Raw genomic sequence first — 15,835 nt, forward strand, 5'->3', positions numbered from 1 at the left:
GCAGCACGGGTTATTCAGTTAACTGGATCTGCACCATTTTATCGGATCTACAGCGCTTCCCTTATGCCGTATTTCAAAGTATAGACCAGGATCTCTTTGTCCGCCGCTTTGTCCTACCAATGCGATCACTTCACCACTACGAACTTGATCGCCAACATCGCGAAGCAGCGTTTGAGCGTGGCCATATAGGCTCATAAAACCATGGCCATGATCAAGCACAATAACCCAACCAAAGCCATTTAACCAATCTGCATACACGACTTGACCGGGAGCGACACTCGCAATTTCAGCCCCTTCTTTTGCGCCAATGAGGACGCCCTTCCAATTCATGCCAGCATGTTTGCTTTGGCCGAATTTATGCTTAATTCGACCTCTGGTCGGTAAACTCATTTTGCCTTTGAGTTTGGCTAGCCCATCTAAGCGTACTTCGGCTTCTCTTTGTGCCTTGGCAAGCTCTTCTAACGTTTGGATTAAGGTTTGCTCATTTTCTTTTAAATAAGCGATAGCAGAGCGTGTTTCACTGAGTTTGTTATTTAGGTTTGCAAGCTGGTTTTGACGTTCTTGCTGCGCCTTCTTGAGCGCTTCTAAGCGTTCATTCTGATGGTTTTGTAGCGCTTCTAAGCGTGCTTGTGTTCTTGCTAACTCAGCTTGAGTCTGCGCCAATTCTTGGCCGATAGATTTCAGTTGTTCGAGTTGTTTAATGCGTGCTTTATTTAGGTAATCATAATAGGCAATGGTGCGCTCGAGCTTTGTGGCATGCTCTTGATTAAGTAACATTCTAGAATAATCATGAGAGCCCGTCATGTAGGCACTTTTTAGCTGAGCCGCAAGGATCTTTTCAAATTTTTTCTTGTCGTTTAACAGCGTGCTTTCTTGCTTTTTAAGTTCGGCCTGCTCGGTTTGGTTTTCTTTGATCCCGATTTCTGTGAGTGAGATAGCTTTGGCACTTTTGGCAATATCAAGTTCGAAGGCTTTGAGCTTTGCTTCGTGACTGTTAATTTCACCGCGCTGCTTTTCTAACGCTTGTTGGCTAGCTTTAAGCTGTTGCTGAACTTCGCTTAAGTCTTGTTTGGTTCTAGATTCGTTGGCAACAGCGGGCGCTGTTGCCATGAGTAACGCCGCACCGAGAAGTGCGGCATAGCGAAATGTCGTTTTTAACGGCATACAGGCAGGCCGTTATTTTAAACGCATAATTGGAGTGCCTGTCATCTCGCTAGGCTGCTCCATACCAAGTAAATGCAGCATTGTTGGTGCAACATCGCTTAGGGCTTTTCCTGCTTGTGGCTCTGCATCACGACCTACATAAATAAATGGTACAGGCTCACTAGTGTGTGCTGTGTGAGCTTGGCCCGTTTTCGGGTTTTGCATTTGCTCAGCATTGCCGTGGTCTGCTGTGATCAGAGCTTCACCACCGGTTTCTTTTAACGCTGCAACCACACGACCGATACACTTATCAACGGCTTCACATGCTTTGACTGCGGCTTCAAATACACCAGAGTGTCCAACCATATCACCATTCGGGTAGTTACAGATAATGACGTCAAATTCACCGCTATGAATGGCTTCAACTAACTTATCTGTTAGCATTTCTGAGTTCATCTCTGGCTGCAAGTCGTAAGTGGCGACTTGTGGAGAAGGAATGAGTTCACGTTTTTCACCTTCAAAGAGATCTTCGCGACCGCCGCTAAAGAAGAAAGTGACATGGGCATATTTTTCCGTTTCTGAAATACGCAGCTGAGTTTTGTTGTGCTTAGCGAGCCATTCACCTAACACATTGACAAGTGCTTCAGGCGCGAAAGCGATAGGGGCTTTAATGTCGGCAGCGTACTCAGTCATCATAACAAACGCACTTAGGTCCGGTGCTTTGCGTTTTTCGAAGCCGTTAAAGTCAGCATCGACAAAAGCACGGGTCATCTGGCGCGCTCGGTCTGCACGGAAGTTCATAAAGATAACCGTATCGCCATCATTGATAGTTGCGGCTGGTTGCCCAGCTCCGGTGATCACTGAGGCTTTAACAAACTCATCATTTTCATCACGCGCGTAAGCTGCTTGTAGCGCTTCAACGCCATTACTATAAGTAAAATCAGCATCGCCACTTACCATCAGGTTATAAGCAGATTCGACACGGTCCCAACGATTATCACGGTCCATAGCATAGTAGCGACCAATAATAGACGCTAGGCGGCCACAATTGAGCGATTGCATCAAGGCTTCCATTTTCTCAATTGACGCTTGTGCACTACGAGGAGGTGTATCGCGGCCATCCAAAAATGCGTGCAAATAAACGGTTGCACCGCGCTCAGCTGCTAATTTAATTGCTGCAACAATGTGGTCTTCATGGCTGTGGACGCCTCCTGGGCTCAATAATCCCATTAGGTGAACGGCTTTGCCCTTTGCCACGGCTTTGTCGATATTCTCAACCAGAGCTGGATTGTGCTCAAACTCACCATCGTCAATCGCCTTAGTGATCCGCGTGAAGTCTTGATAAACCACACGTCCCGCACCGAGGTTAACGTGGCCAACTTCGGAATTCCCCATTTGTCCATCCGGTAGACCAACATCAAGGCCTGAACCTGAAATCAAGGTGTGCGGAGCAGAGCGCCATAGTTCATCTAATACTGGGGTATTGGCTGCTAAAATAGCATTGCTCTCGCTTTCTTCGCGATAGCCCCAACCGTCTAAAATCATTAATACCAATGGCTTTTTCTTAGCTGTCATTTGCGCTCCTGAAATCCTGAATTAGGCACGATGTTGATATCTTATAGCAAACGCTACAAGGTTAGATTAACTAACTTGGGCTGCAGCGCTGCGATAAGCTTGCTCTGGTTGCTGGTAAGTAGAATACCTGTTTTTGTATGAATATTCAGCCCCACAGTGATGAATTATCAACTTTGAGATTGATATTTGCTCATGTTGAACAAGTCTGTTTTGTCGAGAATAAAGCAGGTATACTTGCTGCCACTTTATCGTTTAATAATTTTTGGTTGATAAATTAATGGAACAATACGTTGCGTTTTTAGGTAACCATCCGGTACTTAGCATCATTTGGGTTGTGTTAGCCGCGATGTTAGTGAGTAGTTGGTTTAAGAGTCAGTTTTCTAAAATTAGACAAATTAATCCCCAGCAGTTGACTATGCTTGTTAACCGCCAAGATGGTCAGGTACTCGATATGCGTGCAGCAAAAGAGTTTAACCAAGGTCACATTGCAGGTTCTGAGCAGGTGAATGCGGAAAAACTCAAGCAAAAAGATTTTGCTGGTCTTGAAAAACATAAATCTAAGCCCATTATATTGGTCTGTAACACAGGTATGACGGCATCTGCTGTTGCTGATAACATGCACAAAGCTGGATTCGAGCAAGTGTACGTATTATCAGGTGGTATTGGCGCATGGCAAAGTGCGGGTTTACCAATCTCTAACGGAAAATAACTGAGGTCTATGATGAGCCAAGTCGTAATTTACACCAAAGACTATTGTCCATTTTGTCATCGTGCAAAAGCTCTATTAGATGCAAAAGGTGTCACATACACTGAGTATGATATTGGCGCACAGCCAGAGCTTCGTGACGAGATGATCGAAAAAGCCAACGGTGGCTATACCGTGCCACAAATCTTTATCGCTGAGCGCCATATTGGTGGTTGCGACGATATTATGGCGCTTGAAGCGAAAGGCGAACTCGATAAGCTATTACAAGCATAAGATTGATTGAGCTTTGGCTCAGATTACTTTTTATAATGACTGCTAGGAACTAGCAGGATCACAACAGAATTTAGGAAATTATCATGGCAGAACAAAACCAAGCAGCAGAACAACAACAAGAAGGCGCTCAGTTCAACATTCAACGTATCTATACTAAAGATGTATCGTTTGAAACGCCAAACTCACCAGGTATCTTCCAAAAAGAGTGGACACCAGAAGTTAAGCTAGACATGGACACACGTTCAGCAAAGCTTGATGACAACGTTTTTGAAGTTGTTCTCGCGCTAACGGTAACGGCAACTATTGGTGAAGAAACTGCATTCCTATGTGAAATCCAACAAGCTGGTATCTTTGCAATTGCAGATCTTGAAGAAATGCAAATGGCACACATGCTAGGCGCATTCTGCCCTAACATCCTATTCCCATATGCGCGTGAAGCGGTAGCTAGCCTGGTTAACCGTGGTACTTTCCCACAGTTAAACCTTGCGCCAGTTAACTTTGACGCATTATTCGCTCAGTATATGCAGCAACGTGCGGCTCAAGCACAGCCTGAGCAAACTGCTGACGCATAATTGATGAGTACAGCAAAATCAGCTGTAACTGTATTGGGGGCGGGGTCTTATGGCACCGCCCTTGCTATTTGTTTCGCCCGAAATGGTCACCAAGTGACACTATGGGGACGCAATAGCGAACACGTTGAGGCGCTAGCAGCTGAGCGCAAAAACCAACGTTATCTTCCTGACATCCAGTTTCCAAACACGCTTGAACTTGAGGCCGATTTAGAAACGGCTGTTAAGTCTAGCGAGCGTATTTTGGTGGTTGTGCCAAGTCATGCGTTTGCAGACACCTTAAAGAAGATTAAACCTATGCTACTTGAGAATGCAAAAGTAGCTTGGGCAACCAAGGGGCTCGAACCAAATACTGGGCGATTATTGCAAGAGGTGGCACTGGATGTGTTAGGTGACGATGTGCCGCTGGCGGTGCTAAGTGGACCTACTTTTGCAAAAGAAATGGCCGCAGGATTACCTACTGCTATTTCAGTGTCTTCGATTTGTGCAAAGTTTCGTGAAGAGCTCGCAGAGCTGTTGCATTGCGGTCGCTCGTTTAGGGTGTATAGCAACGAAGATTTTATTGGTATTCAGCTCGGCGGTGCGGTCAAAAACGTTATCGCAATTGGCGCGGGCATGTCTGATGGCTTTGGTTTTGGTGCGAATGCCAGAACGGCGCTTATCACCCGAGGACTCGCTGAACTTTGTCGTTTAGGATGTGCGTTAGGCGCGCGCTCTGAAACCTTTATGGGTATGGCAGGGCTTGGTGATCTCATTCTCACTTGTACGGATAACCAGTCGCGTAATCGCCGCTTTGGTCTTGCGCTTGGCTCGGGAAAATCGGTCGATGAGGCGATGTCGAGTATAGGTCAGGTGGTCGAAGGCTATCGCAATACCAAAGAAGTTTATCTACTTGCCAAACGCACTGGTATTGAAATGCCGATCACTGAGCAGATCTATCAAGTGCTTTATGAGCAAAAAGATGTGAAAGAAGCTGCAATGGCGTTACTTGGTCGCGAGAAGCGAGCTGAGTGATAATCGAATAGAGAGGCGTAGCTACCTCTCTATTACTCTCCGAACTTAATGTTATAGCGACGCTTAAACCACAGTAAAAATGGGATTTCAATCACGCTAAATGCGACAATCGTAAACACCACCCAATTACTCTTAAAAAACACTAACGAAAACTCGATATCCTTGCCATAGTACAAACTTCCAGACACGACTAAAGAAACCGCAGTAACCAATAAATCTTGTTTGCTGATACTGGCGAGGCTTTTCTCTTTTAACTTTGGGTAAACGAATACGTAGGCCACAAAAAGTAGAATAAAGTTGAGTAAAATAAGCGTTAGCTCAGGTGACATGATTACCTCTATGCCTTGTGTGTCATTCGGCACAAGATAACATAATTTCTTAGCTTAATGCCTCGTGGAAACGCTTTTTATCTGATACTGAACAGGTATAATGGTGAATCCAACTTTTGAGGTGCACATGATCTCCAAGAATCAACAAAAACTACTTCGTGCTTTAGGGCAAAAAAAATATCGCAAGCAACATGGCCTGTATTTAGTACAAGGCGAAAAGAATGTGATTGAGTTAGTTGATGCTGGGTTGGCTGTTGAACAGCTGTTCGCGACCAATGAGTTCATGACAAAGTATAAATCCAAACTCGTTAATATTGACTGTGTAGAAGCAGAAGAGGAAGTGTTGAGCAAGGTGAGTACTTTGGTGTCAAATAATGCGGCGATAGCGGTCGTTGCAATGCCGCCAGCAGAAGAAATCAATACTGCTGGGCTGGTGTTGGCATTAGATGGAGTCTCAGACCCGGGTAATCTCGGTACCATTATTCGTCTTGCTGATTGGTATGGATTAACGCAGCTCGTGGTAAGCGAAAACTGCGCCGATCAATTTAACCCTAAAGTGATCAGTGCCACTATGGGCTCATTTGTGCGTGTTAATGTGGTGAGAACCGATCTCGAGGCCTTTTTAAAGCAATATCGAGGCGAGTGCTATGGAGCATTTCTTGGTGGTGAGAGTGTGCATCAGTGCCAATTTAGTCGTAATGCCGTGTTGGTCATGGGCAGCGAGTCTCATGGTATTAGCGATACTATAGCGGCTCACATCAATAAAAAGGTGACTATTCCTGCGTTTGGTGGTGCTGAATCATTGAATGTGGCGATGGCTACCGGGATCATTTTGGATAATATTAAACGCTGTCATTGCTAACTCATAGATCTTACTAATGAATTGCCTTATTCTCAAAAGTAACCGCGAACAACAATAATAAGCTATGCGACTGAGTAGCATCAAACTAGCCGGCTTTAAATCTTTCGTAGAGCCAACCAAGATCCCGTTTCCTGACCAGATGACATGTGTGGTTGGGCCAAACGGCTGTGGTAAGTCTAATGTTATTGATGCGGTTCGCTGGGTACTGGGTGAAAGCTCTGCGAAAAACCTCCGTGGCGATGCCATGACGGACGTTATTTTTAACGGTTCAACCAAACGTAAACCTATCTCGCAAGCTTCTGTAGAACTGATTTTTGATAATACTCAAGGCCGGTTGCCCGGCACGTTTGCAGATCGTAACCAAATTGCCATTAAGCGCTTAGTGACGCGAGACGGCCAATCTCTGTATTTTCTAAATGGTAGTAAGTGCCGTAAGCGCGATATCACAGATATCTTTTTAGGTACTGGCCTAGGTCCTCGCAGTTATGCAATTATCGAACAAGGGATGATCTCTCGCTTGATCGAAAGTAAGCCGCAAGAGTTAAGAGTTTTTTTAGAAGAAGCCGCCGGAATTTCAAAATATAAAGAGCGTCGACGAGAAACCCAAACCCGGATCAAGAGTACCCGCGAAAACATGGAGCGTTTGCTCGATGTTAGGCAAGAGCTACAGATTCAGCTAGATAAACTGGCACTTCAAGCACAACAGGCGAGCGAATATAAGTCTTTAAAGTCGCAAGAGCGTGACTTAAAGTCGAGGATAGCAATTTTAAAGTGGCAAAGCCTTGAGCAAAAGCAGGCAATAAAAGCCAAAGAAATTGCCAAACTCAACGAAAAATTAGCATTTTTTAATGAAGCTCACAGTGGCCATGACAGCATTTTGGCGACGCTAGAACATGAAATTAAGCATTTCAATGATGGCTATGAGCAAGCACAACATAGCGTGCACCGAATTGAAACCCAGTTGGCAACGCTTGAGCAACAGAAAGTCAATCTAACTGATAAAAAGCGTCAGCTTATTGAGCAGTCTCAAATACTGAAATCACAACAGCAAGAAGTGATTGAGGCGCAAGATGAGCAAGCCGAGTATGTGGCGAGCAGCGCTGAAAAAGTCGCTGAAGTTTCTGAACGACTTGAAATTGCGCTATTGCAACTGGAAGAAATTCAACTCGCAAATGAGCAAAGTGACACAGAGCAAACTCAGTTAGAAGCGCAGTTTAGTGGCGCACAGAAGCAGTACCAAAAAATACATGCTCAGGTACAGCAAGGGGCAAGCCAATTAGCGCAACAACAGCAAGCTAAACTGCACGTAGATAAGCGTCAGGCTGAGCTGCTGGAACAGGCCGAAACGCATCACGCATCTATGTTGGAAAATGACTTGGCTGAAGCTCAGGATGCACATCATCAGCTAGTTCAAGCGATGGCAAAATTACAAAGCCAAGCTAGTAAGCTGCAAGGCCAAGAGCAAACCAATAAAGAAGAAATCTTACAGGCGCAGACTCATGCTCAAAAAGCGCTTCAGGCGCTACAAGAAGTGCAATCTGAAATAAAAGCGTTATCACGCTGGGCAGACGAAGCGTCGGAGACTTCAGCTGCGACTATGTTATCGCAACTTGTTGTTGAGTCAGGGTATGAAGAATGCGTGGAAGCGGCACTGCTTGGGTTGACGCATTTAGTCGTTGAGCAAAGCGAAATGAATACGCTATGGCCCATTGAACTCGAAGTTCCCGTTGATTCCGTCGCGACAAAAATAAGCTCAGGACTGTTCCCCAGCTTTTTAACGAAAATAAAATTATGTGCTGAATCTACAGACTTTCAATCGTGTGAACAATTCCTTCTCGGCGTGACGGTCGGTGGCGTTATTGTGGGAGATAACTTTAAGGCCAAGGCGAAAAGCAATGACGAGAGTGGCGCGTTAAAACGCTATGCCCAATTGCAGTCATGCCATACTCAGCTTCCTCATTTGCAACAACTCGCCGAAGAGGCCAAGCAGGTTGTAGCACAAAAACACATTGTTCTTGAGAACACGCAAGCTGGCTTATTAGAAACACAGCAATGCGTTCACGAAAAAGCCCAAGCGATCGCCAGCCATAAAACCAAAGTTGAAATGCTGGATGAGAATCTGAGCGCTTGGCGTGAGCAAGGACAAAAAATTCAAGAACAGCTTGATGCCATTGCTCAAGAACGAGACGAGGTCATCGAACAACTTGAACATTATACTGAACAGCAATTACAACGTGATGAGTTGCTAGCGCAAGTACAACAAACACAACAACTGGCCGAGGCTAAGTTGGCCGAGTTTAAACAACATAGTCAATCTCGACGCGCCGCATTACAAGACGCGCAGCAATTAGTTCATACAACTAAACTTGCGTCGCAGCAGGCAGAAAGTGAACGACAGCTCAGTAATTCTAAGTTGGAACACTTGCAACATCGTCGCGATGAAATAAACCAACGCATCGAACAAACACAAGAAGATATTGTACTTTGTGAAGAGCCACTCGCGGAGGCGCATGAAGACATTGAATTATTGCTCGCCCAACATCTAGAAGCCAAGGCACAAAAGCAAACGATGTTGGATACGCTTAACCAAGCCAAGGAAAACCTCTCCCAAAAACAAGCGGCATTAAAAGATGCACAAGGCGAAGTGAGTAAACTCAATGAGTCTTTGCAACAAGTGAAACTTGAAGAGCAAAGCTTGATGATAAAGGCGCAAGCGGCACTTGAACCCTTGCAGGAGCTTGGTCGGACGCTAAAAGCAGAACTGGCGCAATTACCTGAAGATGCAAACTTGGGCCAGTATCAAGCCAATTTGAGTCGAGTCAGTAATGATCTTGGTAAGTTAGGGGCTGTAAACTTAGCCGCAATTGAAGAGTTTGAAGAAGCGAAGGCACGTAAAACCTATTTAGATACACAGCTGGATGATCTCACTAATGCGTTAGAAACGTTAGAAACGGTGATCAGAAAAATTGATAAAGAGACCAAAACCCGCTTTAGTACCACCTTTAATCAAGTGAATGAAGATTTAGCCGAGTTGTTTCCTAAAGTGTTTGGTGGGGGGAATGCATACCTGGAATTGACTAGCGATGACCTGCTTGAAAGTGGTGTTTCTATCATGGCAAGGCCGCCTGGTAAGAAAAACTCGACAATTCATCTGTTAAGTGGTGGAGAAAAAGCGCTGACCGCATTATCATTGGTGTTTTCAATATTCAGGCTTAATCCAGCCCCATTCTGTATGCTGGATGAAGTAGATGCACCGCTTGATGACGCAAACGTAGGGCGATTTTGTCGTTTGGTTGAAGAGATGTCGCAAACAGTGCAATTTATTTATATCAGTCATAACAAGGTCGCTATGGAAATGGCGGGTAGACTGACGGGGGTAACCATGGCAGAACCCGGGGTGTCGCGTATGGTTGCCGTAGATATAGAACAAGCGGTGCAAATGGCACAGGCATAACAACAAAAAAGGTGAGCAATGGCCACAGAGTTAAGATGGGCATTAATCGTGATCAGTGCGTTGGTCATAGGCGGGTTACTCATACATGGACTTTGGTCTGTTCGTAAGAAGAGCAGCGATAAAGTGTCTAAAAAGGAGCCCAATGAACTCAAAGAGCAAACGCCGAATCACGATAAAGAGCCTGACGAACCTGAAATTGGAGAGATGACCTTTAGTGCGGTGGATGACGAGCCTGCGACTGAGGGCATTATAGCGACGGAAGAGCCTGAAACTGAGGTGCAAACCGAGAACAGTGGATCTGAAGAGGCTGAGCCTGAAGAGAGTGCAATAGAGCCACAAGACTTTATTATTCTTCACGTTGATATGCCTGAAGGCCTGAAAATGGCAGGTTCAAGGTTGTTACCAACCGTGTTAAGCCTTGGATTTAAATATTCTGATGAGGGCTTCTTTAATCGCCATTTAGAGCCGTCCGGAAATGGTCCTGTGTTATTTAGATTGGTAAACATGTACAACCCTGGTACGTTTGATATCGATAACATGGAACAATTTAGCACAGCTGGCATTAGCCTATTTATGACCTTACCTTGTGAAGGCGATAACTTGGCTGCATTTAACATGCTTCACAGTGCATCGAAAAAACTAGCTGAAGAGTTTGGCGCAACCGTACTTGATAAAGACCGCGAACCGTTAACGGTTGACGCTGTGCGCGGTTATGTTGAAAAAGTGCGTGAATTCGCCGCTTAATCGCTACTTAGAATCATTTTTAAGCCACTGGCATCCGCTGGTGGCTTTTTACGTTTAGAGGTTTAAATGTCAGACAACATTGAAAGCCAAGTTGTAGCCCTTAGGCAGCAACTCGAAGATTACAATTACCAATATTATGTTCTAGATAACCCTAGTGTGCCTGATGCGGAATATGATCGTGTAATGCGCCAGTTGATGGCGCTTGAGCAGCAGCATCCTGAGTTACAAAGTCCTGATTCCCCATCGCAGAAAGTGGGTGGTGAAGCGCTTAGCAAGTTCGAGCAAGTAACACACAGAGTACCTATGTTGTCGCTTGATAATGCCTTTGACGAGAGTGAATTTACGGCATTTAATCGCCGTCTAAAAGAGCGCCTACTGACAAGTAAAGATGTTACTTTTTGCTGTGAACCAAAGCTCGATGGCTTGGCTGTGTCTATTTTGTATCGTGATGGTGTGCTCGTTCAAGCGGCGACAAGGGGAGACGGTCAAGTTGGGGAAAACATTACGGAGAACGTCAAAACCATTCGCAATATTCCGCTGAAACTGCGTGGAGAACATATTCCGCATGAAGTAGAAGTGCGTGGTGAAGTCTTTATGGATACTGCGGGTTTCATTAAGCTAAATGAAACGGCGCAAGCAAAAGGTGATAAGACCTTTGCAAACCCAAGAAATGCGGCTGCGGGAAGTCTGCGCCAATTAGACTCAAAAATCACCGCTAAGCGTCCGTTGATGTTTTATGCTTATTCTATGGGCTTGGTTGAAGGCGGTGAGCTGGCCAACGAGCATTATGCGCAACTACAGCAATTACAAGGTTGGGGCTTGCCAATGAGCCCTGAGACAAAGCTTGTCGATAATGCACAGCAAGCTTTGGCTTATTATCAAGATATCATGACGCGCCGTGCTGAGCTTCCCTATGAAATCGACGGCGTAGTGATCAAAGTGAATGATAAAGCGCAGCAAGAGCAGCTTGGCTTTGTTGCTCGCGCGCCGCGCTGGGCGATTGCATTTAAGTTTCCAGCACAAGAAGAGATCACTCAGCTGCTTGATGTTGAGTTTCAGGTCGGTCGTACTGGTGCGATCACGCCCGTTGCACGCTTAGAGCCTGTTTTTGTTGGTGGTGTTACGGTATCGAATGCCACGCTTCATAATGGTGATGAAATTGCGCGTTTAGGTGTAAAGATTGGTGATACCGTTATTGTACGCCGAGCTGGGGATGTGATCCCTCAGGTAACTCAGGTCGTGTTAGATAGGCGTCCTGATGATGCCAAAGAGATTGAGTTTCCAGATACTTGTCCTGTGTGTGATTCTCATGTTGAACGTGTTGAAGGAGAAGCGGTTGCGCGTTGTACTGGTGGTTTAGTGTGCCGTGCACAACGTAAAGAAGCAATTAAGCACTTTGCATCGAGAAAGGCCCTCGACATAGATGGCCTTGGCGACAAAATAGTTGAGCAGTTAGTTGAGCGAGAGCTAATCAAAACCCCTGCCGATCTGTTTATCTTAAAGCAGGGCCATTTTGAATCTCTTGAACGTATGGGGCCAAAGTCTGCTAAAAACTTGGTTGCGGCGCTTGAAGAAGCAAAGCAAACAACGTTAGCCAAATTTTTGTATTCGCTTGGGATCAGAGAAGTCGGTGAAGCGACAGCACAAAACTTGGCAAATCACTTCCTGACGCTTGAAAAAGTGATGGCCGCCTCCATTGATACTCTACAGCAAGTAAGTGATGTTGGTGTTGTTGTTGCACAACACATTCATAGCTTTTTTGCCGAGCAGCATAATCAAGAAGTGGTAACTGCATTGATCGAAGTGGGTGTAACTTGGCAAGATGTTGCAGCACCGTCAGAGGATACACAACCTTTAGCAGGGCTAACTTATGTATTGACTGGAACCTTGAGCCAATTGAACCGCAACGATGCTAAAGCGAGATTGCAAGCGCTTGGCGCTAAGGTCGCGGGTAGTGTGTCGAAAAATACGGATGCAGTTTATGCCGGCGAAAAAGCAGGCTCTAAGCTCACTAAGGCACAAGAACTAGGTGTTGAGGTGTTCGATGAAGAGGCGCTGATCGCACTGTTAAACAAATACGAGTAGTAAAATGAAATCAGTAACACGATACGGCCCTGAATACTGGGATAAATATGGCGTTTATCGTACGCCAAGCGCTTTTAATTTAGCGCTGGTTGTGTTGCTCCGCCCGTTGCTTATTTGGGTGTTTTCTGCACTTGCGAGACGCCCAGACTTGGATTTGATGTCGTTATTCTTTGAGTCTAAGTTTCACTTTTTTGTCGCGACAGGGATCGCTTGTATCGCGCTCATACCAACCGTTGTGTTTTCTCTTAGGCGACCAACAAGCTCTCCAAAGCTGGCAGCCGTCTGGCGTTATATGCGTTTGCCACTTATATTAACAGCAGTACTCGATTTAGCGTGGTTGATCCTGCAAGCTGGGAAAACCCATTATAGTTTTTCTCCTTATATTGCCGTACAAATTGTGTTGGTGAGTTGGGTACTTTTATATTTAATTAAAAGCCGCTATCTAAGTTGCTTTTTTGGCGATTGGCCACTTCCTGTTGAAGAGCAAAAGACAGAAGTAAACAAGAGAGAGAATTGAGATGTTAAAGTGGTTAGATATACTAAACTTTGCCAGAAATGGTAATCCTGTTGCTCCTCGCCGAGTTGAAAAATCGGACCAGCAATGGCAATCAGAGCTTGCTCCAGAAATTTACATGATCACCAGGAAAAAGGGGACTGAACGCCCGTTTAGCTCACAAAGTTGTCAGCTTTTTGAACCTGGTAAATACTACTGTGTATGCTGTGGCGAGTTGTTATTCGATGCCGAAGAAAAGTTTGATAGTGGCTCTGGTTGGCCCTCGTTTACACAGCCTGCAGCAGTGGAAGCGGTTGCGTATCATGGCGATAAGAGCCATGGAATGACGCGCGTCGAAATCACTTGTAATGTATGTGATAGCCACTTAGGTCACGTATTCCCTGACGGCCCTGAACCAAGTGGACTGCGTTATTGTGTTAATGCCCTTGCGATGGAAAAGAAATAGCTCAATTGCGATAAACAAGTGATTACTCAAAGTCGAGTTTCATTTCATTTAGTTTAGCTTTGAGTTTACCGTAGCGGATCTGCTGTTCACTATCCAACTCAGACTGATTTAGCAAGGTAGTACAACGCTTTGCTAAATTGGAATTAAATGTACTTCCTGACTTAGCGCAACTATCACTCATACATTGCAGTAAATTCAGCGCTATTCCCGAGTTTTTAGGCATAATTCTAAATGCTTGAGTGAATGCCTCCAAAGCGGTTTCATATTGTCCTTTGTTAAACTGTGTGACCGCATGGTTATTGAGCTCTCTTGGGCCCATAGTGATCTCTTTTTTCTCTTGCTGCTGCTGATATAGATAGTGCATTGTGATGGGATCTGCGCTTGAGTTGTGGCGCTCACAGTGTGCAATAACTTGACTAAATAGCTCCTGAGCTTTGTGGTTTAATCCCACCTCATGTAGTGCTTTTGCTTTGTCTAAAGTGGAATCTACCGAGCGAATAACGGGTTCATCTTCTAACTGTTCTAGCAGTTGTTTCGCTTTTTTATGCTCATCTTTTAGATAATGGACGCGGGCGTTGAGGACATCGATTTGCGCTTGGGTTTGTGCGTTTGGAAATTGGTGCTTTAAATCACTCAGGTATTGTTGTGTCTGCCTTGTGAGACGAGTAACTTGGTCTGATTGATCGGTACTCAGGGCAAAGTCTATTCCAGCTCGTGCTGCATTCAAATACACTTCGGGTTTGTCATGGATCGAGTAGCGCGCGAAACTTGCGATATCTTTATGCGCTTTATAGCTGGCTTCATAGTCGTGATTAATTTGCGCAACTCGACCAAGTGACTGTTGCCTATTTATGTTTCTGGGTGCCATCTCAATTGCTTGCTCTAACAATTGTTGGGCATTCTCATATTGGTTTAGCTTTATTTCGAGTTTGCTCAATAAATCGAGCGCAGGAAGACGAGTTTCCGGTCGCTCGATTAAGGTTTTTAACATCTTTTGAGCAATAACATCTTCATTGTTGGTAATGAGCGCCTCGACCAAGCCTAGCTTAGCCCATGTAAACTTTTGCAGAGCCAAAACCGACTTGTAAAAAGACTTAGCTTCTTCTAGTTGATTAAGTCTGAGTAGAAGTTCTCCTTTTAGCTTTAGGAGTAGGGAAGTGTAGTTATGATCTTTGTTGTCTAGTTCTAGATCTAGCGCTTTTAAGGCCTTTGAATAGTTCTTATCGTCTACAAGCAAGTTTATATGCCTTAAAGCCTGTTTACGCTTTAAAACTCGTTCTATACGGTTTTGTAGTTCTTTTATTGAAAAGGGCTTAACTAAAAAGTCATCGGGTTGGAGTTCGATAATACTATGGACTAACTCGGGGCTAGTTTCAGAAGAAATAAAAATAAAAGCGGTACTTGAGCGAATTAACTGTTTGGACCGTAACTCTTCATAAAATTGATAGCCATTTTGCTTTTTTGCTAAACCAAAAGAGCATACGATGAGATCAAACTTATTGATAGTGCAAAGCTCTTTTGCACTGTCTGCACTTTCTGCAAATTTTAAATTTCTGAAATCTAACTGTTCTAAAGATTGTTTCATATAGCTCAATGCTAATGGTTGATCTTCAACGATTAACATTTTGGCATTTTGAATAGATGGAGCTGACATAGAAACAATTTTTAGACAATGGCTTTGCTTCTAGTCTAGTACTTAGGTGTAGTTTTGAAAACAAAAATTAACTCATTTTTAGTAGGTTAGTCTATTTAGCTTATCCCAACTATTTACTGAGGTTAGTGGCAAAATAGTTAAGGATATAACTAAAATTTGGGAGGCTAAGAAGAGTAACTAATTAGTTAATAAATGAGAAAAACGAGGTTGTTTCTATGGGCTTTATGGCAGGTTTAAATTTATTCAGTTTGATGTGCTGTTTGAGTATGTGACAAGTAACAATGACTATAAATAAAGTGAAAAAGTGTCTTGTACTAGATTTAAAGTTATGGTTTTAGCCTTGCTTAGATTTAGCGTGATGTTTTGTATCGGCCACTCTATCTAGAAAATAAAGTGGTGGGTTGTACTGGACTTGAACCAGTGACCCTCGCCTTGTAAGGGCGATGCTCTCCCAACTGAGCTAACAAC

Annotated in this window: 14 protein-coding genes; 10 read left to right on the forward strand and 4 right to left on the reverse strand. The window is 44.4% G+C overall.

The annotated features are described in order from the left end of the window. Window positions 1-18: 18 nt before the first annotated feature. Window positions 19-1,164, reverse strand: a complete 1,146-nt coding sequence (locus tag EXT47_RS01885) for a murein hydrolase activator EnvC (RefSeq protein ID WP_130125786.1) — start codon at window positions 1,162-1,164, stop codon at window positions 19-21. A gap of 12 nt (window positions 1,165-1,176) precedes the next feature. After that, on the reverse strand, window positions 1,177-2,718 hold the full coding sequence (gene gpmM, locus EXT47_RS01890) for a 2,3-bisphosphoglycerate-independent phosphoglycerate mutase (protein ID WP_130125787.1): 1,542 nt from the start codon (window positions 2,716-2,718) through the stop codon (window positions 1,177-1,179). Between the two features lie 277 nt (window positions 2,719-2,995). Here gpmM and EXT47_RS01895 point away from each other — a divergent pair, with 277 nt between their 5' ends. From EXT47_RS01895 to gpsA, 4 genes are all read left to right on the forward strand, one after another. Next, window positions 2,996-3,427 carry a rhodanese-like domain-containing protein gene (locus EXT47_RS01895; RefSeq protein WP_010378806.1) on the forward strand — a complete coding sequence of 144 codons (432 nt, stop codon included), beginning with the start codon at window positions 2,996-2,998 and terminating at the stop codon, window positions 3,425-3,427. Between the two features lie 12 nt (window positions 3,428-3,439). Beyond that, entirely contained in the window at window positions 3,440-3,697 is a 258-nt protein-coding gene (gene grxC / locus EXT47_RS01900; RefSeq protein WP_010607581.1) for a glutaredoxin 3, read from the forward strand. Between the two features lie 83 nt (window positions 3,698-3,780). Beyond that, the gene (gene secB / locus EXT47_RS01905; RefSeq protein WP_010607582.1) at window positions 3,781-4,269 is read left to right on the forward strand and encodes a protein-export chaperone SecB; all 489 of its coding nucleotides are present in this window, start codon (window positions 3,781-3,783) and stop codon (window positions 4,267-4,269) included. 3 nt (window positions 4,270-4,272) lie between these two features. Next, window positions 4,273-5,280: an NAD(P)H-dependent glycerol-3-phosphate dehydrogenase gene (gpsA, locus tag EXT47_RS01910; RefSeq protein ID WP_010607583.1), complete on the forward strand. Its 1,008-nt coding sequence runs from the start codon at window positions 4,273-4,275 to the stop codon at window positions 5,278-5,280. Between the two features lie 32 nt (window positions 5,281-5,312). On the opposite strand, the gene EXT47_RS01915 is transcribed toward gpsA, so the two are convergent. Further along, entirely contained in the window at window positions 5,313-5,609 is a 297-nt protein-coding gene (locus EXT47_RS01915; protein ID WP_010378819.1) for a hypothetical protein, read from the reverse strand. A gap of 127 nt (window positions 5,610-5,736) precedes the next feature. Here EXT47_RS01915 and EXT47_RS01920 point away from each other — a divergent pair, with 127 nt between their 5' ends. The 6 genes from EXT47_RS01920 (at window position 5,737) to msrB (ending at window position 13,713) form a co-directional block, all read left to right on the forward strand. After that, window positions 5,737-6,471: an RNA methyltransferase gene (locus tag EXT47_RS01920; protein WP_193522075.1), complete on the forward strand. Its 735-nt coding sequence runs from the start codon at window positions 5,737-5,739 to the stop codon at window positions 6,469-6,471. A 64-nt stretch (window positions 6,472-6,535) separates the two neighbouring features. Next, window positions 6,536-9,925, forward strand: a complete 3,390-nt coding sequence (locus EXT47_RS01925) for an AAA family ATPase (protein ID WP_130125789.1) — start codon at window positions 6,536-6,538, stop codon at window positions 9,923-9,925. A gap of 18 nt (window positions 9,926-9,943) precedes the next feature. Next, window positions 9,944-10,669: a cell division protein ZipA gene (zipA, locus tag EXT47_RS01930; RefSeq protein WP_130125790.1), complete on the forward strand. Its 726-nt coding sequence runs from the start codon at window positions 9,944-9,946 to the stop codon at window positions 10,667-10,669. A 66-nt stretch (window positions 10,670-10,735) separates the two neighbouring features. Next, window positions 10,736-12,754 (forward strand): NAD-dependent DNA ligase LigA, encoded by a 2,019-nt coding sequence (gene ligA / locus EXT47_RS01935; RefSeq protein WP_130125791.1) that lies wholly within the window; start codon window positions 10,736-10,738, stop codon window positions 12,752-12,754. A 4-nt stretch (window positions 12,755-12,758) separates the two neighbouring features. Further along, window positions 12,759-13,271 (forward strand): DUF2919 domain-containing protein, encoded by a 513-nt coding sequence (locus tag EXT47_RS01940; RefSeq protein ID WP_039491437.1) that lies wholly within the window; start codon window positions 12,759-12,761, stop codon window positions 13,269-13,271. A gap of 1 nt (window position 13,272) precedes the next feature. After that, complete coding sequence (gene msrB, locus EXT47_RS01945) at window positions 13,273-13,713, forward strand: peptide-methionine (R)-S-oxide reductase MsrB (RefSeq protein WP_039491435.1); 441 nt, start codon at window positions 13,273-13,275, stop codon at window positions 13,711-13,713. Between the two features lie 22 nt (window positions 13,714-13,735). Here the strand turns inward: msrB and EXT47_RS01950 are convergent, their stop codons facing one another. Continuing rightward, on the reverse strand, window positions 13,736-15,367 hold the full coding sequence (locus EXT47_RS01950; protein ID WP_039491432.1) for a response regulator: 1,632 nt from the start codon (window positions 15,365-15,367) through the stop codon (window positions 13,736-13,738). Window positions 15,368-15,835 lie beyond the last annotated feature (468 nt).

This window comes from Pseudoalteromonas sp. CO342X (assembly GCF_004208915.1).
Taxonomy (GTDB): Bacteria; Pseudomonadota; Gammaproteobacteria; order Enterobacterales; family Alteromonadaceae; genus Pseudoalteromonas; species Pseudoalteromonas maricaloris.

Excerpts from the sequence above, each read along its gene's own strand:
- gpsA (WP_010607583.1), top strand. The coding sequence starts at position 4,273 with ATGAGTACAGCAAAATCAGCTGTAACTGTATTGGGGGCGGGGTCTTAT.
- ligA (WP_130125791.1), top strand. The coding sequence starts at position 10,736 with ATGTCAGACAACATTGAAAGCCAAGTTGTAGCCCTTAGGCAGCAACTC.
- EXT47_RS01915 (WP_010378819.1), bottom strand. The coding sequence starts at position 5,609 with ATGTCACCTGAGCTAACGCTTATTTTACTCAACTTTATTCTACTTTTT.
- EXT47_RS01925 (WP_130125789.1), top strand. The coding sequence starts at position 6,536 with ATGCGACTGAGTAGCATCAAACTAGCCGGCTTTAAATCTTTCGTAGAG.
- grxC (WP_010607581.1), top strand. The coding sequence starts at position 3,440 with ATGAGCCAAGTCGTAATTTACACCAAAGACTATTGTCCATTTTGTCAT.
- msrB (WP_039491435.1), top strand. The coding sequence starts at position 13,273 with ATGTTAAAGTGGTTAGATATACTAAACTTTGCCAGAAATGGTAATCCT.
- secB (WP_010607582.1), top strand. The coding sequence starts at position 3,781 with ATGGCAGAACAAAACCAAGCAGCAGAACAACAACAAGAAGGCGCTCAG.
- EXT47_RS01940 (WP_039491437.1), top strand. The coding sequence starts at position 12,759 with ATGAAATCAGTAACACGATACGGCCCTGAATACTGGGATAAATATGGC.
- gpmM (WP_130125787.1), bottom strand. The coding sequence starts at position 2,718 with ATGACAGCTAAGAAAAAGCCATTGGTATTAATGATTTTAGACGGTTGG.
- EXT47_RS01950 (WP_039491432.1), bottom strand. The coding sequence starts at position 15,367 with ATGTCAGCTCCATCTATTCAAAATGCCAAAATGTTAATCGTTGAAGAT.
- EXT47_RS01895 (WP_010378806.1), top strand. The coding sequence starts at position 2,996 with ATGGAACAATACGTTGCGTTTTTAGGTAACCATCCGGTACTTAGCATC.
- EXT47_RS01920 (WP_193522075.1), top strand. The coding sequence starts at position 5,737 with ATGATCTCCAAGAATCAACAAAAACTACTTCGTGCTTTAGGGCAAAAA.
- EXT47_RS01885 (WP_130125786.1), bottom strand. The coding sequence starts at position 1,164 with ATGCCGTTAAAAACGACATTTCGCTATGCCGCACTTCTCGGTGCGGCG.
- zipA (WP_130125790.1), top strand. The coding sequence starts at position 9,944 with ATGGCCACAGAGTTAAGATGGGCATTAATCGTGATCAGTGCGTTGGTC.